The sequence below is a fragment of the Lysinibacillus sp. BNK-21 genome (genome assembly GCF_048684915.1).
Lineage (GTDB): Bacteria > Bacillota > Bacilli > Bacillales_A > Planococcaceae > Lysinibacillus > Lysinibacillus capsici.
In genome coordinates this window covers 2,110,945-2,135,530 of sequence record NZ_JBLQTS010000001.1, presented here as the reverse complement: position 1 = coordinate 2,135,530, position 24,586 = coordinate 2,110,945, and the positions used below count along the sequence as shown (strand labels likewise).

At 35.9% G+C, this 24,586-nt stretch carries 21 protein-coding genes, 1 pseudogene and 1 other annotated feature; of the genes and pseudogenes, 11 read left to right on the top strand and 11 right to left on the bottom strand.

What is annotated here, in order from left to right; translation table 11 throughout:
* The first annotated feature begins 8 nt into the window (after nt 1-8).
* Together dut and ACMGGO_RS10870 are read left to right on the top strand one after the other, a co-directional pair.
* Nucleotides 9-446, top strand: a complete 438-nt coding sequence (dut, locus tag ACMGGO_RS10875) for a dUTP diphosphatase (protein ID WP_048392753.1) — start codon at nt 9-11, stop codon at nt 444-446.
* A 145-nt stretch (nt 447-591) separates the two neighbouring features.
* A complete protein-coding gene (locus tag ACMGGO_RS10870; RefSeq protein ID WP_259950139.1) occupies nt 592-1,440 on the top strand; it encodes a copper amine oxidase N-terminal domain-containing protein in 849 nt (282 codons plus the stop codon).
* Nucleotides 1,441-1,522: 82 nt separating this feature from the next.
* Here ACMGGO_RS10870 and ACMGGO_RS10865 read toward each other — a convergent pair whose 3' ends face one another.
* Nucleotides 1,523-2,014, bottom strand: a complete 492-nt coding sequence (locus ACMGGO_RS10865) for a PaaI family thioesterase (protein ID WP_048392750.1) — start codon at nt 2,012-2,014, stop codon at nt 1,523-1,525.
* Nucleotides 2,015-2,314: 300 nt separating this feature from the next.
* Between ACMGGO_RS10865 and ACMGGO_RS10860 the strand changes: the two genes are divergently transcribed.
* Entirely contained in the window at nt 2,315-2,911 is a 597-nt protein-coding gene (locus ACMGGO_RS10860; protein WP_420281898.1) for a hypothetical protein, read from the top strand.
* 111 nt (nt 2,912-3,022) lie between these two features.
* Here ACMGGO_RS10860 and ACMGGO_RS10855 read toward each other — a convergent pair whose 3' ends face one another.
* Entirely contained in the window at nt 3,023-3,409 is a 387-nt protein-coding gene (locus ACMGGO_RS10855) for a hypothetical protein (RefSeq protein ID WP_420281897.1), read from the bottom strand.
* 194 nt (nt 3,410-3,603) lie between these two features.
* Here ACMGGO_RS10855 and ACMGGO_RS10850 point away from each other — a divergent pair, with 194 nt between their 5' ends.
* From ACMGGO_RS10850 to ACMGGO_RS10825, 6 genes are all read left to right on the top strand, one after another.
* Entirely contained in the window at nt 3,604-4,098 is a 495-nt protein-coding gene (locus ACMGGO_RS10850) for a DinB family protein (RefSeq protein WP_420281896.1), read from the top strand.
* Nucleotides 4,099-4,145: 47 nt separating this feature from the next.
* Nucleotides 4,146-4,700 (top strand): GNAT family N-acetyltransferase, encoded by a 555-nt coding sequence (locus ACMGGO_RS10845; protein ID WP_115673611.1) that lies wholly within the window; start codon nt 4,146-4,148, stop codon nt 4,698-4,700.
* Nucleotides 4,701-4,714: 14 nt separating this feature from the next.
* The gene (locus tag ACMGGO_RS10840; RefSeq protein ID WP_131520203.1) at nt 4,715-5,476 is read left to right on the top strand and encodes a glycosyltransferase; all 762 of its coding nucleotides are present in this window, start codon (nt 4,715-4,717) and stop codon (nt 5,474-5,476) included.
* A gap of 193 nt (nt 5,477-5,669) precedes the next feature.
* Entirely contained in the window at nt 5,670-6,614 is a 945-nt protein-coding gene (locus ACMGGO_RS10835; protein WP_279495073.1) for a serine hydrolase domain-containing protein, read from the top strand.
* A 330-nt stretch (nt 6,615-6,944) separates the two neighbouring features.
* Complete coding sequence (locus ACMGGO_RS10830) at nt 6,945-7,511, top strand: TetR/AcrR family transcriptional regulator (protein WP_048392738.1); 567 nt, start codon at nt 6,945-6,947, stop codon at nt 7,509-7,511.
* 57 nt (nt 7,512-7,568) lie between these two features.
* Complete coding sequence (locus tag ACMGGO_RS10825) at nt 7,569-9,449, top strand: alpha/beta fold hydrolase (RefSeq protein ID WP_420281895.1); 1,881 nt, start codon at nt 7,569-7,571, stop codon at nt 9,447-9,449.
* Between the two features lie 672 nt (nt 9,450-10,121).
* Here the strand turns inward: ACMGGO_RS10825 and ACMGGO_RS10820 are convergent.
* Nucleotides 10,122-11,009: a LysR family transcriptional regulator gene (locus ACMGGO_RS10820; protein WP_048392734.1), complete on the bottom strand. Its 888-nt coding sequence runs from the start codon at nt 11,007-11,009 to the stop codon at nt 10,122-10,124.
* A 115-nt stretch (nt 11,010-11,124) separates the two neighbouring features.
* Between ACMGGO_RS10820 and ACMGGO_RS10815 the strand changes: the two genes are divergently transcribed.
* Entirely contained in the window at nt 11,125-12,522 is a 1,398-nt protein-coding gene (locus ACMGGO_RS10815) for an MFS transporter (protein WP_420281894.1), read from the top strand.
* A gap of 994 nt (nt 12,523-13,516) precedes the next feature.
* Here ACMGGO_RS10815 and ACMGGO_RS10810 read toward each other — a convergent pair.
* The 4 genes and pseudogenes from ACMGGO_RS10810 to ACMGGO_RS10795 form a co-directional block, all read right to left on the bottom strand.
* Entirely contained in the window at nt 13,517-14,473 is a 957-nt protein-coding gene (locus tag ACMGGO_RS10810) for an acetyl-CoA carboxylase carboxyltransferase subunit alpha (RefSeq protein WP_420281893.1), read from the bottom strand.
* Complete coding sequence (gene accD, locus ACMGGO_RS10805; protein WP_420281892.1) at nt 14,466-15,314, bottom strand: acetyl-CoA carboxylase, carboxyltransferase subunit beta; 849 nt, start codon at nt 15,312-15,314, stop codon at nt 14,466-14,468. The genes ACMGGO_RS10810 and accD overlap by 8 nt, the downstream gene beginning before the upstream one ends.
* Before the next feature lie 21 nt (nt 15,315-15,335).
* A pseudogene (locus ACMGGO_RS10800) lies at nt 15,336-15,972 on the bottom strand (FadR/GntR family transcriptional regulator).
* A gap of 1,051 nt (nt 15,973-17,023) precedes the next feature.
* Nucleotides 17,024-18,211: an MFS transporter gene (locus ACMGGO_RS10795; protein ID WP_420281891.1), complete on the bottom strand. Its 1,188-nt coding sequence runs from the start codon at nt 18,209-18,211 to the stop codon at nt 17,024-17,026.
* Nucleotides 18,212-18,302: 91 nt separating this feature from the next.
* Here ACMGGO_RS10795 and ACMGGO_RS10790 point away from each other — a divergent pair, with 91 nt between their 5' ends.
* On the top strand, nt 18,303-19,172 hold the full coding sequence (locus ACMGGO_RS10790) for a LysR family transcriptional regulator (RefSeq protein ID WP_054550181.1): 870 nt from the start codon (nt 18,303-18,305) through the stop codon (nt 19,170-19,172).
* 485 nt (nt 19,173-19,657) lie between these two features.
* Here ACMGGO_RS10790 and serS read toward each other — a convergent pair whose 3' ends face one another.
* The 4 genes from serS to ACMGGO_RS10770 all read right to left on the bottom strand — a co-directional run bounded on the left by serS (nt 19,658) and on the right by ACMGGO_RS10770 (nt 24,228).
* On the bottom strand, nt 19,658-20,938 hold the full coding sequence (serS, locus tag ACMGGO_RS10785) for a serine--tRNA ligase (RefSeq protein ID WP_420281890.1): 1,281 nt from the start codon (nt 20,936-20,938) through the stop codon (nt 19,658-19,660).
* A 76-nt stretch (nt 20,939-21,014) separates the two neighbouring features.
* Nucleotides 21,015-21,230: a binding site (T-box leader), on the bottom strand.
* Nucleotides 21,231-21,937: 707 nt separating this feature from the next.
* A complete protein-coding gene (locus ACMGGO_RS10780; protein ID WP_420281889.1) occupies nt 21,938-22,462 on the bottom strand; it encodes a GNAT family N-acetyltransferase in 525 nt (174 codons plus the stop codon).
* A 468-nt stretch (nt 22,463-22,930) separates the two neighbouring features.
* Nucleotides 22,931-23,644 (bottom strand): SDR family oxidoreductase, encoded by a 714-nt coding sequence (locus tag ACMGGO_RS10775; RefSeq protein ID WP_420281888.1) that lies wholly within the window; start codon nt 23,642-23,644, stop codon nt 22,931-22,933.
* Between the two features lie 32 nt (nt 23,645-23,676).
* Nucleotides 23,677-24,228 carry an NAD(P)H-dependent oxidoreductase gene (locus ACMGGO_RS10770; RefSeq protein WP_420281887.1) on the bottom strand — a complete coding sequence of 184 codons (552 nt, stop codon included), beginning with the start codon at nt 24,226-24,228 and terminating at the stop codon, nt 23,677-23,679.
* Nucleotides 24,229-24,586: the final 358 nt, after the last annotated feature.

Below are 24,586 nucleotides of genomic sequence, written 5' to 3'. Positions count from 1 at the left end.
GAAGAACAATGAATCTAGAAGTAAAAATTAAAAAAGTTCACGCTGATGCCATGCTACCGATACAAGCCAACCCTGGTGATGCAGGCATGGACCTCTATTCCATAGAAGCAGTAGAAATCCCAGCAGGCGTAGCCAAACTCATTAAGACAGGTATTCAGATTGAGTTACCTAAGGGAACGGAAGCCCAAATTCGACCAAGAAGTGGACTAGCATTAAAGCATAGTGTAACCGTACTGAATAGCCCAGGCACTATAGATGAAGGCTATAGAGGCGAAATCGGTGTTATTTTAATCAACCATGGTCAAGAACCATTTATCGTAGAAAAATCAATGCGCATTGCTCAAATGGTTATTCAATTTGTTCCTTCTATTCAATTAGTGGAAGTAGATGAATTATCTCAAACGGTCCGTGGAGAATCTGGATTTGGTGCAAGTGGTACGAAATAGCGTACCTATATATAAACCGCATAAAGTTTACTTAAAAATCCTGCGAAAATGCAGGATTTTTTTGTTACCGTTGCTAATAGCAGGAGGAAATAATAGGGTACATATGGAATGAAGTAATGATAGCGAATTAAAGGAGCTAATAATCATGAAAAAAATATGTTCAGGTATTTTCCTTATGTTGATTGTCATTCTTACATCTATCACAACTGCTGCAGCAGCTAGTAGTCAACTAAAAGTGGACGGTATGACAGTACAAACGGATGTGAAGCCCGAAATAAAAAACAATCGAACAATGGTACCTTTACGCGTGATTAGTGAAAATTTAGGGGCTAAGGTGCATTGGTCGGATGGGCAAGTGATACTGACCCAAAGTGAGATGAAAGTCAGTTTAAAGTTAAACAGTAGTAAAGCCACAGCAAATGGAAAAACGGTATTATTGGATGCAAAGCCATACTTAAAGAATGGACGCACCATTGTACCATTACGTTTTCTAGCAGAAATCTTTGGCTGTAAAGTTCATTATGATCATTTAACGATCTCTATCGATACAGAGCCATTGATGATTAAGGGTGTGGAAGTGAAAGCATTACTTCATGAATACCACATGACAATGGGGGGAGTAGTCGAGCAAATCAATGGCAATGCCTATATGCAAGAAATGCACCGTATATTTACTAAAAATATGGGCAAGAAGATAAAACAGCCTAACGACTACACATGGTCTGTCCATAGCACCGTAATTGGGGGCTATTATAAAATGGGCCAATATGATTTCCTGAACAAGGAAGGTAGTAGCATAGCACGTTATGATCTCTATTCGTTGGTGCAATCTTCAGATAAACCTTTGACTGGACAGCCAGACGTGTTGATTTATGACGCAGCTGTTGACCAATGGTATGAGTTTAACAAAACTGCCAGTGACTCTATTTATTCGTTAATGGAAACTGCTAAGAGAAATGGCTTTGTGACAGTTATTAGTAATACAGTTCCTTGATTATGAATCCATTAAAAACGCAATAGAAGAGCACATCTATAAATAAGATGTGCTCTTCTTATTTTAGTGAGGATAAAAAATGCTAATCATTTTTATTTAGAAAAGTACTAGGCATGACTACAAGAACTACTGTTCCACGAGCACAAAGCGTATCCTGCGCGTAAACTTCAGTTTCTACTTTCCATTTCTTCGGATGAATTTCTTCAACAGTGCCAATTGCCTTTAATGGAACATGTTGGGGTGTTGGCTTTAGGAAATCTACATTAAGGTTAGCCGTTACAAATCGAGGTGGCTCCGCTCCATCACCAATTTCATGTCCATTTTTACGATGCAAGGCAAGCGCTGCCGACCCTGTTCCATGGCAATCAATTAATGAAGCAATTAAACCACCATAGATAAATCCTGGAATACCCATATATTTTGATTCAGGTGTATAGATTGTAATCGTCTTATCACCATGCCACCCCGTGCGAAGATGATGACCATCATCATTCAAACGGCCACACCCATAACACCAAGCGATATCATCTGGATAAATATCTTGAATTGCTTTTTCTACTTTTAATTCTTCCATTCTTCTCTCCCCAATACTCTAGTATTATTTGTTTCTAATCGAACGTTAATCATTTAAGTATAATTAATCATTTCCATTCCATCAATAAAAATCTAAATATTCCATCTATTTAAACTATGTAAGAAAGCACTACCATAAAGTTGGACAAATTTTATTAGTGACAGATGGGGAGGGCTGGTATCAGAAAGTAGGAAAAGCTGCATAGCTTGTAAAACGCTGGCATGGTGCAACAATAGAAAGATGGTATACTATGATCGTTGCATTGCTGTGCTGAAGAAGGAATTAAAGGAGTCAAAAGGTATGTCATTAAAAAATATAATCGATTGTATTTGCAAGGAAGCAACTAATAAAGACAGTAAAAAATTAGAAGAATTACTAGAGCAATTGTATGATTATGAAAGTGCTAAAATACTTGATATTTACCCTTATCAGATAAAAAGTAATGAAAAATATAGTCAAGTTGAAGTATTCTTCGATAAATTAGAGATGGTCGATTTCCAACAAAAAACGCAGGATTATCATTCGTACCAGAAAAGCCTAGAAAAATTTGAGAGATTTTTTGAATTGATGTGGTTAAAATCATCTGAATTTTATGCATTTTATTATTTACCAGATCCTTTATATAAGGATCAATTGTATTATAAAGTCTACGAGAATGAGTGGAATAAAATTATACCTAAAGATCTTACAGAAGGCATTTTATTAAACATTGATGAGTACACAATATTAATTTCACTAATAAAATTAGCTGTTTCGGACCATCTCCATTTACATTTTATTTTACCTGAGGAGAATATTGTATTTAGTGGGAATGGCTTAGCCTTTTTAATTTTCAGCCAACATAATCTTGAGTTATTAGAAAAGATCGCTAATACGGAGGGGCTCTATATCCGTTGAAAAAGTGAGAGAACATTCCCAGCAACATGAAGCTAGATAATATGAAACATACCCTAAAAAAATAGCAACAATCTATGTTTCTTACAGATCGTTGCTACAATTATTTAAAAATCATTTATTCTGCTCTCGATAATTAATGGCCTCTTTAAATTCATCGGTAGCTAGGATATTGTAGAACATATTTTTACTGTTTACGTTTGCTATTGTCCCAGTGATTGTATTATCAATCCATAGATAGTATTCATCATCGTTTAGTTTGATCTTATACTGCGGAGCAATTTCGTTATCGACCTCACCGAATTGTCTAGCTTTTTTAAATGTTTTTTCTATAATTTTAATATCTTTCGCATCGGAGATTTGTTGTAAAGTATCGGGTTGCACTTCATCGAAATTAATTAATTCTTGAATTTCTATCACCTCCGATGCTTCTTTCTGATCGTTACAAGCAACTAACGCTAAGGAACAAATCATTAACAACAAAAATGTTTTTATTTTCACCTTGTCTTCACCCCTTTTTGTTCAATCTAGTATATTCCCTTATGAACATTTCTTCAAACTGCAAAACCCTCAAAGTATTTACATATTCTAACAGTCTAAAAAAAAGGTTTAACCATAGCATAAAAACTTATCTGAGAGCTTTCCCCTTGAATGGAATTTATAGTATGCTGATTAAAAGGGAGGAGAGGGATTTTATGGTTAAACAATTGATTGTTGGGGATACAACACAGGAATTGGCTTCTACTCGTCGTATGCTGGAACGCTTGCCCGACGAGCATATGACATGGAGGCCACATGAGAAATCAATGACACTAGGAGGTCTGGCCACGCACCTAATCAATCTGCTAAACTGGCAAATGGCTATTTTACAGTACTTAGACTTTGATCTTTCCGCCGTTCCGTTGCGACGAGAGGCATTAGAAAAGCGAGCTGACATTCTGGATGAGTTCGATACAAACGTAAGAAAACTGGAAATGATGCTTACTGAATGTGATGAGAAAACGCTCGGAGAGGAATGGACACTACGTCATGGTGACCATAGTATTCGCCAGGAGCCTCGAGCAATTGCGTTCCGCACCTTCGGATTAAGCCACATGGTCCATCATCGGGCGCAACTTGGGGTATACTTGAGACTTCTCGATATTCCAGTACCAGGCATCTACGGCCCCTCTGCAGACGAAGAAGCCTAGTAAACTACTTCCATGAATCGCTATTTAGAAAGGTATGAGGTGTTCGATTGACTAAGATAATGACGAAAACAGAACGATTAATTATTCGATTAATGGAAGAGGGAGATTACTCTTCTTGGCTTACGCAATATGAAAATCGTTTACCTTCCCAGCATAAATACGATGAAGGTAAATTAGATATGAGCATCTGTACGAAAGAATGGTTTATTGATTTAGTTACTAAGCATCATCAGATGGCTGAGGATGATAAGGTGTATGTATTTGGAGTATTTAGAAAAACAGATAATACGCATATTGGTTTTGTAGACTTTTCCACAATTATGAGGGAAGAATTTCAATGGGCTAGGTTCGGGTATACCATTCATAACCATTTTTGGAGAAAAGGTTATGGTAAAGAGGCTGTAAAGGCAGCGATTGATCTAGCATTTGAAAAATTAAATTATCATCGAATAGAAGCTCATATAAACCTCGACAATACGGCATCTATAAAATTAGCAGAAAATGTTGGGATGCTTTATGAATGCACGAGGAAAGGATTCATATACGAGGACAACAAGTGGACTGATCAGCTGGTTTATTTTATAAATGCAGAAGACATTTAAAAGGGAGGAGCTGTATGTACGACATGGAGAACTCTTTAGAAGTGCAAAAGAAAGAGGATATAAAAATTTCAATAGTCATACCAGCCCATAATGAAGAAAAATACATTGGAAAGTGCTTAGAATCTATTTTAAAGGCTTCCAAATCCTTTGAAAATCAAGTAGAGATTATTGTTGTTTTAAATCGCTGTACAGATAGAACAGAGGAAATTGCAAAATCGTATAATTGTATCCTACTAAAAAATAGCGATAAGAACCTTTCGAAGATTAGGAACGCTGGCGTTGATATAGCAAGAGGGGAAATCATCGTCACAATTGATGCCGATACACAGATGAACGAACATGTGTTATCGAAGGCAGTGGAGAACTTAATCACAGGTAAGTACATTGGCGGGGGCGTTACAGGAAAGTTTGAAAGAATGTCCTTAGGAATTTTTTTTTCAGCTTTGTTGTTAATCGGACCACTATTTTTAAAATATGGTGCAATTTCTGTAGGTATCTTTTGGTGCTACAAAAAAGATTTTCAAGCAATTAATGGATTTAATGAAAATATGCTCATGGCAGAAGATGCCGATTTTGCTAAACGATTAAAAGATTGGGGAAAAAAGAACGAAAAAAAATACGGAACAATTCAAAATGGAATGATCACTTCAAGCAGAAAATTTGATAAGCATGGAGACTGGGTTTTACTTAAACGTCCTAAAATGATCCTAGCATACCTTAAAGGTACAGATCAGAAACATGCGAATGAAGCATATTATGAAAATGAAGATAGATAAAAAGAAACCGTAACGTTAATCGAACAAGGATTAACGTTTTTTTGTTATCACACTAGCTGGAAAAAAGAAAAGAATTGAATAATTTTTTATAATAAATTATTCTTTATTACATCAATATTGATGATTCATTTTAGCGAAAGGATGGGGATTGATATAGCTGACGTCAATGTGTCAAACCCTAACAATCAGAATGATGAATAACTTTGAAGATTTAATAGAAAAAGAGTATTCCAATATAGCAGGCATCGCTATTAGAAAAGATAATTATTTAATTTACGAAAAATATTTTGATGAGTACACCCAAGATGATGCTTTGCATATAGCATCTGTCACTAAAAGTATCATCTCCATTCTTATTGGAATGGCAATTGATAAAGGATATATGAAAAATATAGAACAGCATGTGTTAGATTTTTTTCCAGATTATACAGTGAAACGTGGCGAAAAAACCATTCAAAACATCACCATAGCAAATTTGTTGTCAATGACTGCACCCTATAAATACAAGTCAGAGCCTTATACGAAAGTATATTCAAGTGATGACTGGGTAAAAGCTGCATTGGATTTGCTAGGAGGCAAAGGTAGTATTGGGGTGTTTAACTATTCTACCGTTGGCACACATATTTTATCAGGTGTTCTTACAACTGCCACTGGTCAATCTGTTCTTGATTTCGCTACAGAAAACTTGTTTAAACCTCTTTCAATCAAAGCTCCCACAAATACAACTATACAAAATAAAGAAGACTATTTCGCTTTTCTGAAGGATAAATATGTCACTGGCTGGATAGTAGATCCTAAGGAAGTAAATACCGCTGGTTGGGGACTTACGTTAACAACCCGAGATATGGCCAAAATAGGTCAGCTCTATTTAAATGGGGGTGTATGGAACGGTCGCCAAATTCTTTCTTCTCAATGGATAGAGGACAGCACTAAAGTACAAAGTCGATCAGGAAAGCTGACCTATGGTTATTTGTGGTGGATACTTGATGATTGCTATGCAGCTTTGGGGGATGGTGGAAATGTAATATTCATAAATCCTCAAAAGAAGATGGTCATTTCGATTGCTTCGCGCTTTATGCCACGTGCCAAGGATCGTGTTGAATTGATTAGAAAGCATATAATACCATTGTTTGAATAACAGCTAGGGATAATAAAAAATTATGGTAAATACACTCCATTTTGATCATCATCAATCAAAATGGAGTTTTTATATTGAATAAAGGATATTAATGAATCAATTTTGTCAATCATCCTTAATGAGCATAAAAGCATCTACTTTATTGACTACAAAATAACATTACAAGCCATCCAAAACAGTTTTGAGGATCCGTTCAACTTTGTTCAAAATGACATTTTTAAAATCAATTAAAGTTTCGCATTTTTAATCAAAATTTTTTTAAACTAACAAAAATACTTGCAACACCCATTGTAGTACTGTATAGTACTAATTATGACAAAGGTAAAATTAATGAATCAAAAACGTGTAATTGAAGTAGCTGCAACATTATTTTTAGAAAAAGGGTTTGCTTATACAAGCATGGATGAATTAGTTCGTGTAAGCAAAGTTTCAAAGTCTAATGTGTATTATCACTTCTCTAATAAGGAAGAATTGTTGGAAGGGGTCGTTGATTATTGGATTGAAATGTATCAATCTGCAATAGATGACTTACTATCTCAAAACCAATTATTAGTTGAAGATCGTATCAAATTATTTTTAAAGCAAATATCACAAGGAGTTCAGACGAGAGAATATAAGGGGAGCTGTCCATTTATTACGCTTTATATTCAAAGTCCTACAAATGCCACAAAAGTAAAAGAAAAAATAGGTCTTTTTTTTAAAGGCTTACAAACGAAAGTTTCTCTGTTCCTTAAACAAGGGGTAGAGAATGGTGAATTTAGAAAGACAATAAATATTGACGAGGTTGCATCTCTTTTTATTACAAATCTTGAAGGAGCGCTATTTATTTCAGAAACACTGGAGGATGCAACTGTAATCATGAAAACAGCAGATCATTTGTTTAACTTGCTTCGGTAAAAGAAGCATTTTTTTTACATCAAATTAGTACTGCTCGGTACTACTAGGAGGATTTTTATGAGAACAGTATTTTTAACGGGTGGAACAGGTTTTATTGGAAAGCAATTAGTGAAGGAATTAGCCAAAGAGGATGTGAACATTCTTCTTTTAGTGAGGTCGAAAAGTAAAGCAACACACATTTTTCAGGAAAGAGGCATCTTAAAAGAGGAAAATATGCACTTTATTGAAGGTGATTTAACGAAAATAGACTTAGGTCTAAGTGCTGAAGATAAGGAGTTGGTATTGAAAACGGATGTGATTATTCACGCAGGAGGCTCCATGGATATTCAAGCGACAAACAAAGAGGCAACTTCTGTATTTTTGAATGGCGCCAAACATATTAGTGAATTCGCTAAAAGTATTCATCACTTGAAGGGCTTGCAGCAATTTATTCATGTTGTAGGTTACATGAGTCCCTTTGATGATAATAATAGCAAGGTTACGATAGATGTATTTAAAGAAGGAAACAAATTTTTAAAAATAAAAAATCCATATGAGAAAACAAAATTTTTAGCTGATCTTTATATCCGTCAACAGGCATCAGCAGTAGGTTATCCGCTGTCTGTCATTAATCCGCCAACTGTGGTTGGTAGTAGTAAAACAGGGAGTACAGAGCAGATAGCAGGATTAGGTTTGCTTGTGACAAGTATGCGAAGAGGGCTCATGCCAGTGATTCCGGGAGGTAAGGGATATAGGTTGCCACTGATTTCAAACGATGAGTTTGCGAAGTTTATTGTGCAGGTTTTCAAATTGGAGCAGCCGGCTATTCAAACATATACACTTGTTGATGACAAAGAGAACGATCCGAACATTGCTGAATTATTAAGTGTTATGTCGGAAAGTATGAATATGAGGGCACCAAAAATCTCTGTTCCAATGCCGCTTATGAAAACAATAATGAAAAGTGGAGTAAGTAAAATAACAAACATTCCTTCTGATGGACTGAATTTTATCACAAAACGAACATTTTCAAATGGTTCGGTGAAAACCATGAGGGGGGGAGATTGGTTTAAGAAGATGAGTGTCATGAACTTTTTCCCTGCCGTAGTAGCTGATCTGGATTATCGATTGATGTATCAAAATGGGGAGCATCATCATTTATTTGAGCGAACATTATGCGATAACAATACCCTTTACCAATTACACGGAGAGGGAAAACCGTTTATTTTATTACATGGTTTATTGAGTGATGGGGAGGATTTATTTCCTTTAGCGCATGAGCTTCATGAAAAAACGGGTCAACCTGTATGGATCTTGGATCTTCCAGGTTTGGGACGTTCTCCTTTTAAACGCGAGAAAAATCTTTTAAATATCTATTTGAATGTAGTAAAAAAGTTATTGGAGAAAGCTACTAACGGCGCCCATCTAATTGGCCATTCATTTGGTGCGTATATTCTTTTGGAAGCATTAGTACAAAAGTACATAGATAAGAAGTATACAATTACTTTACTTCAGCCACCTATTACTAAAAAAAATGCTAAATCGATAAATGTTCCTCAATTTATGAACAAATGGACATTGAAATTGGCAACTACTAATTTGATAGAGCGATATTTATTAAGTAATGGTTTATTTGAAAGTACAGAGAGCATCCCTGAACATTATATTGAAAAACTAAGTAAAAGTTTTACTTCTCCTAGAATTTTAAATACTACGGTTCAGCTTAACAGTTTACTAACGAAAAACGTTCAAGGTGATTTCAATGAAGTAACAACGTATAATCTTCACATTATTTGGGGGGATTCTGACAGAGGCTATTCTGCTCCTTCACATCTGGGTAAGGTTGATTTTGTTCCATATGGTCATCATTTTCCTCTTAGCCATCCGAGTGAAACGGCTAATTTGGTCATAAAAAACAGTAATGCATTTGCAAAAGAAGCTGAGATCTTGCTTCGGTAAAACTACTATTTAGTATCCTTTCTACAGGTAGCAGTGAAAATTACTGATATATTACAGCTGAAAAAGTATATACCTAACCAGTTGTCGAAATTTATTTGACGACTGGTTATTTAGTATTATTCTTCAGAATTAAGGAATCAAGAAGAACGAATTTAATAAAAGGAAACTTGATGCAGTATATTGTTTTATTTAAAGAAAATTCTTTTTTAGAGTATGGGGAAGACGAAAGGGACTACGAAATTATTCATATTCCAACAGAGACATTAAAAGAATTATTTGAAGATAATTCAAGATCTAATTGCATTTTTATAAAACGATTTAATAGATATCGAGGTGATTGAGGATTAATATCTTTTTCAATGAGCATTCGTAAATAATCGCCTATGTTCATTTGTCCTCTTATTGGATATGGCAGCTGAAAACAACTTTTTTATTATATGAAATGGGGAAACTATTTTTTAAAGTAATACTATCTTAGGCACCAATGTATTAAGTTTTTTAACATATATTAAACTTTCATTCAACAATTGGGCCAGATTGTAGAGTAACTTCAGGGCATAACTTCTAACTAATAAATATACTATGTACGTTATTCGTTAGAAGTTATAATACTCAATTTAATAGTAGGTTGTTCCTTAACCTCATCGAATCGGTACGAGTCATGCAATAAGATTAATTGGACTGGTTTGATATTGCCTCAAAATAGTCTAGAACTACCTTGCGGAATTCCAATGAAGCTTGCGTCATGTATCGACTTTTATGCCATAATAAAGCGATATCACGTACAAGTTCATGATCCTCAACTTGCAAATATTTAATCTTTTCCCATGATATTTTTGCTGTGCTTGGTATGAAGGCAAGTCCAATTTCAGCTTCTACAAGAGTGATCAAACGTGTAGGTTCATCGCCCTCATACACATATTTAAGGTCAATTCCAGCCGATTTGCATACAGCGTCTACTAAATCACGAGTGCCGTATCCTCTTTTCACACCTACAAAGCTTTCATCCTTAAGTTCTGTTAAACATACGCTACTTCGGTCTGCCAGCCGATGCCCATTAGGAACTGCAACAAGAATGGGATCAACAAAGACAACTTGACATTCGATGTCTTGCCCCTGAAAAGGAGAGGACGACAAGCAAAAATCGACTTCGCCTCGATGTAAAAGCGTGACCATTTCCAGTGTGGTCAGCATTTGCACATGAAATTGGATATTAGGACGTTTTTTACGAAACTCTCGCATAATCTGGGGTAAAGTGCTTGCTGTGGTTACCGCAAGCTTAAGTGTACCAGATTCTGCTCTGGACAAATCGCTAATCTCCTGCTTCCCCTGTTCCAACTCAAACAAAGCCCTTTCCGCGCGACGAATGAATTTGTTGCCAAATTCATTTAATCGCAGTTTCCTGCCTGTGCGATCAAATAAAGGTACCCCTAAATCTTCTTCCAGACGCTGAATCGTTTTGCTTAGCGACGATTGCGTAACGTGGAGACTTCGGGCAGCTTCGGTTACATGCTCTAATCGAGCTACCTCTAGAAAATATTGTAGTTGAAGAAGTTCCATTTCTTTTTCTCTCCAATCATTCCTTTTGGTCAATGATATCATAACTTTAAATGCGTTGGAACGAATGTAAAATTTCAAGTAAGATATCAATGTAACAAATAAAGGGGGGTAAAATATGAATTCTCGTAGCAGGTGGTTAATGATATCCGTTGGACTAGGAATATTATTAAACCCTTTAAATTCATCAATGATTTCTGTTGCTATTGCTAGGTTGCAACATGTGTATAGCATTGATTTTACTGCTGTTTCCTGGATTGTGTTTTCATTTTATATCGCTAGTGCTATCGCCCAACCTGTAATGGGGAAGGCTAGTGATTTATTCGGTCGGAGAAAGATATTTCTGGCTGGTCTTGTTGTATCCTTAGTTTCTTCTATTCTGGCTCCATTTTCTCCAAATTTCGGATGGCTTATAGTGTCCAGAATTGTACAATCAATCGGAACTAGTATGCTGATTGCAGTTGGAACAGCTATCGTACGCATTCATATTACAGAAAAGCAAGCAGATGCTTTAGCAGGTTTATCGATTTTCCTATCCGGTGCGGCAGCTATAGGACCTTTTGCTGGAGGAGTACTTATTCAATGGTGGGACTGGCCAGCGATCTTCATCGTCAATATCCCGTTTGTTGCGGCGAGCTTTATATTAGCTTGGAAAATGATTCCTAATGATGGATCGGCAGCAATGGTTTCACGTGACATGTCGTTTCAAAAATTACTGGGTGTGATTGATGTGCCAGGAATTCTGCTCTTTACGGTGGGTCTGATTGCACTTCTAGTTGGCTTGCTGTCAGCGAAATCATCTGGGCATTTCTCTATGTGGAATGTCGTTGTTGTGCTAATCGGGCTCGTTGCGTTGGGAATATTCGTACAACATGAGCTAAAAACAATGTCGCCATTTATTCCTTTACGCACCTTCGCCAAATATCAAGGGATGACTTGGGTCAATATACAATACTTGCTAGTTAACTTACTTTATTATTCACTCTTTTTTGGGATTCCATCATACCTGCAAATGGTGCGTCATGTCAGTGGATTTCATACAGGAATTCTTATGTTAACCTTGGGCTTGAGCTCGATTGTAGCTTCGCCAATAGCAGGGAAATGGGTCGGTAAATCGGGACCAAGACCTGCATTGATTGTATCCTCATTACTGATGGTAGTGGGGGCAGTGTGGATTGTGACATGGACGCAAAGTTCACCAGTCATCAGTGTGTGCCTGGCGTTAGCCGCATTCGGTTTTAGCAACGGGCTAAACGCTGTTAGTATGCAGGCAGCTTTGTTTAAAAGCTCTCCAAAAGAAATTGCTGGTGTAGCATCTGGTCTATTTAATACATCGAGATACTTGGGAACAATTTTATCTTCACTGTTGACAGGTATCATTATGGGAGGTGCGTTCAACTTGACAGGATTCCGATTGCTGGGAGTTTTCCTAACGGTCATTGCATTGGTCTTAGTATTTATAAGTCTGCGATTCAGAGATTCTGAGCAATTGGATGAACCGCGTACAAGCAATTAAAACAAAAAATAAAAATAGGAGTTGAATGTTATGACAACTGTTAGTATCAAGGAATGGTCCTCATGAGATCAAGCTTGGAAGGAAATGCAAAGGATAAACAACCCCAAGATGAGAAAGTCATTTAGAAGTTGAATGCGAGAGCGCAAACTTTCGCCGCGAATACCCTTGGAAATGCAGGTCAAAAACGGACGGAGCAAGTTATTCAATGGTTCAATGGAATGAGGATTACGATAAAAGAATTGGTTCATACAGATGCAATAATAGAAGACCAATTGACTGTTAATTTGCTAGGTGAATTAATGTTGCACCAAGAGAGCTGGATTCTTTATTATTTGCCATCTTCAATGACTATCTTGGAATAAAAGAGCAGTTGAAATGATGGTGGCTTTAGTTTTACATTTTAAATCCATTTTGTCTCACTATTATTAGTATACTTTTCATTGAAACGTAACTTCCTATAATTTATATTATGTAAACTAAAATTATTTTGCGTGGAGGAGGGCCTTGATTCATCAACTACCTTGTACTTGTATATGGACAAGAACTTTTACACTGCCACAAACCTACCTTCTTTGCACGATGATTTTTTGATTCTTTGGACAAGAAATTTTAGACATTTTATTTTTATGGACAGATGAAAACTCATAAAGTTTAAATTACTCTGTGTAAATAGTCACTTAAAGCAAATTAATAAGACACAAAAGTGTTGGTTTGGAGTAAAGTTTAATTAAAAGTTTGTTGCAATCGTTGATTTTATAATAGAAAAAACCCACGCATTTTGAAAAAAGTTTGATCAAAATGCGTGGGTTTTATTTAAATACGAAGTTATTTTTATCAAACTATATTATAAATAATCGAGCTTTATTATAAATGCTCAATCTTTTTTACCAACTACAACTCTTTTTTCTTCCATCATTAGGATATTAATTTATTTAGGAAACGTTTTTTATCTCTTTACGAACAAATTCACATATCCAATAACCTAAAAATGAATTTAAACTTCTGTATATTGTCCAATCTTTCTGAATTTCTCATAGCGATCTTCAATTAATTTTTCGCCATTTAGAGAATTCAATGCTTTTAGTGTGACGCTTATACATTCTTTTATATAAGATGCTTGCTTCGCAACATTGCGGTGTGCTCCACCCGTTATTTCAGGGATTATTCCATCAATAACGTCAAGCTCTTTTAAGTCAGGTGCTGTTATCCGCATTGCTTCTGCAGCTTGCTTCCCTAGGCTACCATCTCGCCATAAAATCGATGCAGCCCCTTCAGGCGAGATAACCGAATACGTTGAGTTCTCTAACATAAAGACGCGATTAGCTACCCCTAATGCAATGGCACCACCACTTCCGCCTTCCCCTATAACAATACTAATAACTGGTACTGTTAGAATCGCCATTTCAGAGAGGGTTCTAGCAATGGCTTCACTTTGGCCGCGTTCCTCGGCTGCCTTACCTGGATAGGCTCCTTTTGTATCAATAAAACAAATAATTGGGCGCTTAAATTTCTCAGCTTGCTTCATTAAGCGTAATGCCTTACGATATCCTTCAGGGTGTGGCATACCAAAATTTCGTCGAATATTTTCTTTAGTTGATTTTCCGCGTTGATGTCCAACAATGGTTACGGGCTGTCCTTCAAAGAGAGCGATTCCTCCAAGAATAGCTGCATCATCACCAAATGTACGATCTCCATGTAACTCAATAAAGTTTTCACACATCGCTTCTATATATTGTAAAGTTGTTGGTCGTTCTGGATGTCTAGCAACCTGTACACGATCCCATGGCTTCATATTGACATAAATAGATTGTTCTAGCTGTGTTAGACGTGTTTCAAGCTTTTCGATTTCGCCTGTCATGTCTACATTTGCCTCTGTAGCAATCGTTTTTAATTCATCAATTTTTTCTCGTAATTGTACGACTGGTTCTTCAAAAGCTAAATTTTTAGACATGTTGCACACCGCCTTTTGTATGCATTTTTACAAGTATTGCTACTTGGTTTCGTAAATCCTTCCGATGGAAAATTGCATCAAGTTGACCATGCGCTAGTAAAAACTCTGACTTTTGGAAATCATTTGGTAATTTTTCTCTTAATGTTTCTTCGATTACACGGCGACCAGCAAAGCCAATCAATGCTTGCGGTTCTGCAATATTAATATCTCCAACAGAGGCAAAGCTTGCTGAAACGCCACCGTATGTAGGATGCGTCATGATCGAAATAAATAATAGTCCTTCTTCACTATGACGTTTTAATGCCACACTCGTTTTTACCATTTGCATTAATGATAGAATACCTTCTTGCATGCGCGCTCCACCACTAGCAGTAAAAATAATAACCGGTAAACGTAATTCAATAGCTTTTTCAACGGCACGTGTGATTTTTTCTCCTACAACGGAGCCCATTGAGCCCATACGGAAATGAGAATCCATAATGGCTACAACAATTTCTTCTCCATCAAGAGTACCTAACCCAGTCAGTACAGCTTCGCTTAATTCCGTTTGTTGTTTAGCCACTGAAATTTTTTCTACATAATCAGGGAAATTAAGTGGATTACTTGTTTGTAAATGATCATCCATTGAAACAAATGAACCTTCATCTAAGAGATATGCTACGCGCTCCTGTGCAGTCATTTTGAAATGATGGTCGCATTTTGTACACACTTTATGATTTTTTTCTAATTCCTTTGTTAACTGAATGTGACGGCATTCTGGACATTTTGTCATAAGTCCTTCTGGAAATCCCATTTCCTGTCTGTCCTCTTTCTTTTTACTAAATAAGCTACGTACTACCATGTTTTACTCCCCCTTTGTTGTCTAAATGCCTTGTTCAGCATTCATCCACTGTTGGTAAGCTTTTAATGCTTCTTTTTCATAGCCAAGCTGTATCGATTTCAACATAGTTTGAATGATTAATTTTTCTTCTTCTGTTGAGTTTCGATTTAAACGGTCACTGGCATAAACTGCTAACTGAAACCAAACTTTTAGTGAAAGACGATTTCCTGACGTGATGATTATTTCTCGTTAAACATCCCGACAATAAATCGTACTTTCTATCTCTAGCTTTACAAAAAAACTGCCCCACACTGGTAGTGTTCGCAGAGTCTCTGTACAACTTATAACGCGAATGGCTTCCTTATCATGAATTTGTCGCGTTAATTCGCATCCTTTTTTATTTTTCATCTTCTAATATAAACATCGACAATATTTCTACGAGCTGATGCTTTTGTAGAAGCTCGAAACGTCCTTCCACATGTCTCGTTTCAATAAGACCTAATAACTCTAAACTTCGCAATGCCTCTCTCACAGAGGATCGCCCGACACCTAGACGTTCTGAAAGGACTCTTTCGGAAGGTGACTTTTCACCAGCCTGTATTTTTTCTATTTTAATAAGTTGTCGTAATTGTTGGACGATATCTAAAAACACTTTCTTTTGTTCGGTTTTTTTATCCATACGATCAACTCCTCGGTCAATCTATTCGCCATGGAATAATTATTGCTGTCGCTTTCCTTTCGCGCAGATAAACAATGCATCCAAAGGCTTCATCTTCATTCAGTAGGTGTTTGGATACCTACTAAAAAGAAACAAAATCCACCACCTTCAGATGATGGCGTCTCTTACTGAATGAATTCAAAAGTGGTCTGGCCACTTTTGAAGTTGGCTTTATCTTACAAAATAATTATTTGAAAGTAAAGAAAAAACTGCATAAAAATTTATGCAGTTTCTAAAATTCCCTTCAATTTCATATTCTTTTCGTCATTTGTGCATATTTTATTTTCACTTGAGGTCTACCAAAGCGCTTTTCAAGCGTTCTCTCAATGTAAAGCAATTCATCTTCTAGTAAAAGCTCCTGAACAAGAGGAAAAACTTGCGGGAATAAGGTTACAGAAACCGTTCCTTGCTGCTTTGTTGTTTATTAAAAATGAGTAATGATTAAATTCTAAAAAAGAGCTTTTGAAACAAGAAACTGCCCTTAGAAAGTTTGGAACTTTAAAGGACAGTTCTGATTTTTAAGTATTCTATTTAGATTTTTAATATCAATCAACAATTTTTAATTTTTAACTCCTCTATCCATCCATTTAAACAGCTATTATTTTCTTCTATTTGCACTCTTACCCAATTATTTTTTTCTTTCTATTACCTCAACTATTGTATTTTTAGAAATTTTTGTTTCTTGAATAGTCTAGATTGTCGGCTTTTCCCAAATCTTATATAACTTCCATTACTAATATCCCTAAATCATAAGGTAAATAATCTGATTTAGATTTACGATAATTTTTTTGTATTTCTTGAACTGTTGAATGTTCAGTTATACTAGATTGAATCTTATTAATTGTCTCAGTACTATAAGTGTTTAAAAACATCGAAAAAACCATTAACAAAACTTCATCTCCAATTACTGAAATAGTCTCCTTAGTAAAATCAGTTATTTCTTCAATATAAACAATACCTAATATTCCCTGAATATCAAGGCAGTTGAGTTTAGAAATTACTTTTTAATTCATTAAAGTCGATGGTGCTTCATAACTTTTTTATTTAGGTAGAAAGAACATCTGATAAAAATAAGTGCTAGTATTACGAATAATCCACCAATCCAGCTTAAATTTTCTATATTAGTATATTGAATAATGATTCCTCCTAATGCAGAGCCTAGCATCATTCCCACATTCATTAAGGCGGTATTAAAACTGAGTACTGTTTCAGAGGATTGTGGTTTTAGTGAAATCAGATAAAACTGCTTTGCTGGTGTCGTTGTCCAAGTTGCTACTCCCCAAAAAGCTAGTGTGACAAATACACCCACTGCCCTATACTGTGTAAATGCTAGTACAAATAAAGAGATGATATGAACACATAAACTTAATGTTATTGTTCGATTAGGTCCCCATCTATCTACCGCATATCCTCCAAAGCGTGAGCCAATAAAAGCAAATGTGCCTAAAACAAATAATGCGATACTTGTCATTTCTATAGAAAAACCAGCAGTATGACTTAATAATGGAGCAATGTAGGCAAACACCATCGTATAACCTAAAATCCAAAAAATCGTTGTCGTTAAACCAGTTAGGACTCGTTTATCATTCATTATTTGTAGCTGTTGTGTAAATGGCAACGGTTGGTTTCCTTTTATAGCTGGTAATAATTTATAAAGACCTATCATTAAAAAAACTGTACCAAGCACAATGATCAAGAAAATATAGTGCCAATCAAAATGTCCAGCTAAAAATGTTCCAATAGGCACTCCAAGTACTAATGAAACAGTGAAACCTGTAATGACTGTTGCCATTGCACTACCTCTTTTTTCTGGAACTGCAATTTGAGCGGCATAATTGGTGGCAACAACAATATACAGCCCTCCACTCATTGCCATAATGACTCGGGATAACATAAGAATGACGAAATTATAACTGAAAAATGCAACTAGATTTCCTAGAATAAATATAGAGATGGCACTTAAAAGCACTTTTTTACGGTCAAATTTAGACGTTAGCATGACCAATACCAATGCTCCAATAGCATAAGATAAAGAATAAATCGTAATCAACTGGCCAGCTATTGAAATTGAAACATTTAATTCAAAAGAAATCAGTTCTAAAATTCCAGAAACAACAAACTCTGCTGTTCCTGTTACAAAAGCTCCTAAAGCTAAAAGTATGATGATTAGTTGATTTATATTATTTTTCAATTTGTACATCTCCTTATATTTGAACTGCTGTTTTTATTTTAAGTTCCATGTTAACATAAGTAAAATTGATGTTTTTGATAAGGGAGATGAGTAATTACTCATGACTATCGTGCGCTACGAAATCATTGCAAAAGTAGTCGAGCTAGGAAGCTTTACAGAAACTGCTGAAACATTAAATATGACTCAATCTGCCGTGAGCCATGCAGTTGCGAGTTTAGAATCTGAATGGGGAGTTTCTTTATTAATTCGTGATCGAAAAAAAGGAATAACACTTACAGAAATGGGACAAAAAATTCTGCCGCATATCAGAGAAATATTGAAAAGAGTGGAAGTCATTAATCAAGAAATTGCACTTATGACAAGCTTGGAAACAGGTATTATTCGTATCGGCACTTTTGCAAGTGCTTCTTCCTGCCTATTGCCTAAATTACTTGCAAAATTCCGGAAAAAGCATCCTAAAATAGAATTTAAATTTTATGAAGGAACCTATGAGGAAATTACGGAATGGTTGGGTTCAGGCATTATTGACATTGGATTTGTAGTAAAAGGAAAATCAAGCCCAAATTTCGATTTGGTTCCTTTGATTAAAGACAAGATGGTAGTCGCTTATCACTCTGCTCATCATTTCCGCTCTAAAGAAATTGTAGAAATGAATGATTTAATGGATGAATCCTTTATTATGCCAACAGGGATGTACCAATCACATGTTGAGGAATTATTTGCAGAAGCGCAAATTAAACCATCTATTCTTTTTGAAGTACACGACTGTACAACCATCGCTAATATGGTACAGGAAGGACTTGGCGTTACGATAGGTCCAGAATTATACTTAAAGACACAGCAAAACATAAAAATCAGCAAACTAAATATTGAAAACAGCCGTGAAGTAGCACTTGCCTGTCATTCTATTGCAAATGCTTCTCCTGCAGTTAAGGAATTTCTCCATGTGGCAAAACATGTTTTTAAGTGAACATTTGGAGCGATTACGTTTCAAAATAGAACTTCCTTTATTCATGTAACTCATGATAAAAGGAAAGAAAAAGGAATTTTTATGTATAGGCCTTTTAGATTTATTAAAAACACCTAACAAGTGTAGTGGAACGTCCCCAAGTGCCGTTTTGGAGCCTTTCGTTAAAAAATGTTTTTCAATAATTGGGCCCTTTTCATGAAGAAAGACGCTTTCTTTTTTTCAGAAAAGGGCCAGATTGCGGAATAGTGGAAAATGCGACAGAGCAGCAAAATGTCATTTCTAAATTTTTTCTAATACACCCACCCCATTCTTGATTATAGAAACATCTTTTTTAGTCTCGTTAAATTTCCTTTAAGAAATAATAAAGCATTTTTTTCAATTCCACGGTGTTTACACCACCCAATACTATTAAAAGTATCTGTAATTCGATAAAAAGCAATATAATTAACTGTTAAAGGACATCTAAAATAGCTTTTATCTGTTATTTATTTTAGTGCAATTATTTCTTTACCACCCATGTATGGTCTTAGAACTTCTGGAATTAATACGCTTCCATCTGCTTGTTGGTAGTTTTCTAAAATAGCAGCAACTGTACGTCCAATAGCAAGACCAGAACCGTTTAATGTATGCACATATTCCGGTTTTGCATTTGGCTCACGACGGAAGCGGATATTTGCTCGTCGTGCCTGGAAATCCTCAAAGTTAGAGCAAGAAGAAATTTCACGGTACATGTTTTGTGCAGGAATCCAAACTTCTAAATCATATTTCTTCGCTGCAGTAAAACCTAAATCAGCAGTACACATTTTTAGTTTACGATATGGTAAGCCTAGTAATTGCAGTACTTTTTCAGCATGACCTGTTAACAACTCTAGCTGTTCATAAGATTCCTCTGGTTTTACAAAGCGTACTAATTCCACTTTGTTGAATTGATGCTGACGGATTAAACCACGTGTATCACGACCCGCAGAGCCTGCCTCTGAACAGAAGCACGCACTGTAGGAAGCAAAGCCTTGTGGTAAAACATCAGCCAGTAAAATTTCATCACGATAGAAGTTTGTTACAGAGACCTCTGCTGTTGGAATCATGAAATAATCTGTTTCCTCTAATTTAAATAAATCTTCTTCAAATTTAGGAAGATTTCCAGTACCCGTCAAGCTATCACGATTAACAATGACAGGTGGTAGCATTTCTTCATAACCATGCTCTTCTACATGTAAATCCAACATAAAGCTCATTAATGCACGTTCCAAGCGAGCGCCAAGTCCACGATAGAATAAGAATCGGCTACCCGTTACTTTTGCGCCGCGTTCAAAGTCTACAATTTGAAGATCTGTAGCAAGGTCCCAGTGTGCTTTGATTTCAAAATCAAAAGTTGGTACTTCGCCCCATTTTAATACTTCAACATTGTCATCTTCTGTTGTCCCTACAGGCACAGATTCGTGCGGAACATTTGGTAAGCGCATCAACATATCTTTGAAGCGATCTTCTACATCATTTAACTGTATGTCTAGCTCTTTAATTTCGTCGCCTACCTGACGCATACGTGCAATTTCTGCATCTGCCTTTTCTTTGTTACGCTTCATCACAGAAATTTGCTCAGATACTTGATTACGTTCAGCTTTAAGTTCCTCTGTTTTAGCGATTAACTCACGACGGTTCGCGTCTAAGCCATCAAAGTCGTCTAAATTTCCTAAATCTTCATTGCGTGTTAACAACATTTCTTTAATTTCCGCGAAATTGTCGCGGACTCGTTTAATATCTAACATAGTTCATACCTCCAGTAGATTGATAATGATGGGAGTAGATGTTTTATAAATGAACACAAAAAAGCCCTCATCCCATGAAAGGGACGAGAGCTACCCGCGTTGCCACCCTAATTGATTAGACATTCGCCTAATCCACTTATCTCATAACGGCATTTCAACCGGCGACAGCCTACTTTACTCACTTCGACTGCGCAACTTCAGGACGGATTCACAAGTGCTTTTATCAGCTTCCACCACCCGCTGACTCTCTAAAAAAAACGTGATTGCTACTACTTCCCATCATCGTATTCACATATTTAAATTTTAACCATACTGTACTATATGAAAATAGATTTTGCAAGCTATACCATAGGATACAAAATATTCTAGAATTCTTGAATCTCCGGCAACTTACGGATGAAATACACACCCCAATAAAATGACCATTTCGCGCTAAGATAACTTTCACCTCATAATCAGCAAGAATTTCAACATTTTTACCAACTGCTTAAATACGAGGAGCCCGAAGTCTTCAATAGAAAGTTACAATCAAGTAGTAATTAATCTTGCACTAATCTGCCCCCTTAGTAAACCGCCCTAATGACGGTCTCGTTGTTGCGTTAAAGCACCAGTTTGTTAAAGAGCAGTATTTCATAATCTCACATGAAAGTTAACATAAATATATAAATATCCAGTTTTATTTAAAACTTTTATTCCATTAAATGGCCTTTAACTGAAGAAGGCACAATCCCTTTTCCCGATTGCTGATTATAGAAATTAGAAAAAAGCTATAAAAATAGCATCTCTGATTGGGAAATGTGAAAATGGGAACAATCGATAAACTCAAATTTGCTGAAGATGTTGCAAAAAAGTCCGAAAAATGTGGTTTTCCCACTTCTGAAAAATCAAAAAAAAGGAAGAGATCCAAGACTACAAGTAAATTGGCTCTTTTTTTCTTTGCTAACTTTCATTTGGGAACGTTATTTTGAGTTTTAGGTATAGTTGTGCATAAAATAATTCTCACAATGTAATCCAATATCTCCTTGTTAATTTTTTGTCTCCTGGGTCTACACGTTTATCTTCTAATACGCCACCGTTATTTTCTATTACACCTGCTGAAGCAATATTGTCATCTGTGCATGTTACAAGTACTCTATCTAAGCCAAATTTTTTTGCTTCAATTAAAGCAAGCTCTAACATTATCGTACCTAATCCTTGGCGTCTTTTGCTTGGCGCGATTGAGTAGCCAATATGACCAATATAATTTAATAAATACTCATTTAATTCCTTTCGAAAATTAAGCATCCCCACAATTGTATTATTTCTCGTATCGACTGCAATATACTGTTCTGCTGGCATCCAACCTTCATGCACAGTATCCCAATGCCTATTTTTTTCAACTTGATTAAGCCAATCCTCTATATTATTTGCTAGAACAAGCTGCGAACTACCCTCAATCCCATTTGGGCTATATGGAAATTCATCTTTATAAGCATTTAATTGTGATTTATACGCAAGTGTAGGTGTGATAAGTTGAATGGACATCATTTAAATCTCTCCCTCTTCCAGTAATAGTCCTACCGTTTAAATAATTCTGTATACTATTGGAAATCCCTTTTGAATAATTTTTGAAATTTCGGAGAATTAGTATAAATTCACATACCTACTTAAACTAACTTCTTTACGTTAATTAAAGTAAAAAATCTTCCCAAAGCATTGCTTTGTACGTGTCAAAAAAATGTTAATCAATAACATGACCCTTTAGCTAAAGAAAGACGTATTCCTTACTAAAGAAAAGCGCTCGTTAGTTGAAGAAGAAAAAGTCGAATGTTCGTTAGGAACAACGTGAACATGCCCCATGTTATTGGGCCACCACTTGCTTGCGATAAACGCTGTTTCTTGTATATTCTGATAAATAATGTCTCTTTGTTTCGTTCCCTTATTGGTTTTTTGTTCTACAAAAAGAATAGCATTTTTTCTTGTTTAGTGGATATATTTTCCTCAGCTGCTGGCTTAAGTTAAAATATGACCACCTTCTACATGAAGAACGGTTCCAGTCACGAAACTATTTTGTAGCAAGTATAGTACGCTTTGTGCAACATCTTCAGCTCTTCCTATTCGTTTCACAGGGAGTTTGTTTTCAACTGCATAATAGAAGTTATTACGTGCTTCTTCTGGCATTTTGCTACGGGAAGGTGTATCAATTATTCCAGGTGAAACGATGTTTACTCGGATCGGAGCAAGTTCTAAAGCCAAAGTCTGTCCTAGATTCGAAATAGCCGCATTGACTGCACCTAGAATTGCTGAGCCAGCCATAGACTTGTAGGCTACAACCCCCGAGAACAAAGTGATTGAACCGTTTGGTAAAATTTTTGAAGCACCGTATTTCGCTGCATAATATTGTCCCCAGAATTTATTTTCAAACAGTTCTCGGGCTTGGGCTGTTTCCGTTTGGAGGAATGATCCGCCGGAGGTTTCTGCCGCGCTTACCACAAGATGATCGAACTGGCCGATCTTTTCAAAGAAAGACTGGACTTGCTGTTCTTGCGTTGAATCTAAAGTATAAGCCGTTGCTCTATCTCCTAGTTGCTCTTTTGCATTCCGTAATTTATCTTCGGAACGGCTGGCAATGATTACTTCTGCCCCATGAGCTATTAGCTGTTTAGCTGATTCCAAACCAATCCCAGAGCTTCCACCGATAATTACAACTTTTTTATCTTTTAACATGTTTTTCTCCCCTTATACGTTTACTTAATAGATTAAAAATTCAAAACCTCTTGCAGATGTAAATCAAGTTCGGATACAAACTTTTCAACTTTCGGATTTTTGACTACATCATAACAAGAGAAACTCTTTAAAGGTTTCATTCCGAGAAATTTCTGTATACGATGTAAATGACTTAATGCTTCTTCTAGGCTGCTCCCTTCAAAAAATTGACTTGGATCGTTAAATGCTTTTTCAGGAGCATTCCAGGTAGTCGAAAACATATATTTCTTTTCAGTCAACAACCCGCCTTTTCCATACTGATCAGCACCCCTAAAAAATAAACCATAAGCATATACTTCATCCATATACGACTTCAATAAGCCCGGGACACTGAACCAATAGATAGGTGTTTGGTAAATGACAATATCAGCCCATATAAATTTTTGTTGTTCTTCTTCGATTTTATATCCTTTTTGAATAATTGTTGTTTTTACATTGTTTTTTTCACTTAAAAAACTGACCATTTTGTTCATCAATGTTTGGTTTAAATTCCCCTCTGCTGAACTATACTTCTGATGACCGTTAATTATAAGTATATTTTTCATCTTTATCTAGCTCCTTCAATTTATATGATTTCTAAAAAACTGCCTAGCGTGTAGTTAATAACCCTACTGTACTTAAGGTAAAATTCAAATCGTTTGCTTCATCCGGAAGAATACTCATGATTATGTATTAATAGCAAAAGCATTGATTTATATAGCAATGAGAGCAAACGGTAGTTTGTTTCGTTGATTTCTTGCAATAATTTTAGTCACCTCCTTAATAAGGGATGAAATTATAAGTACTACGATATTATAAATACAGTAACTTCATTTACGGAAGTAGTGATATTTATTTCATAAAGTTTCTGAAAGTATACTATTGTGATATGATAAGGTGAATTAAACAAAAAAATTTTTCGGG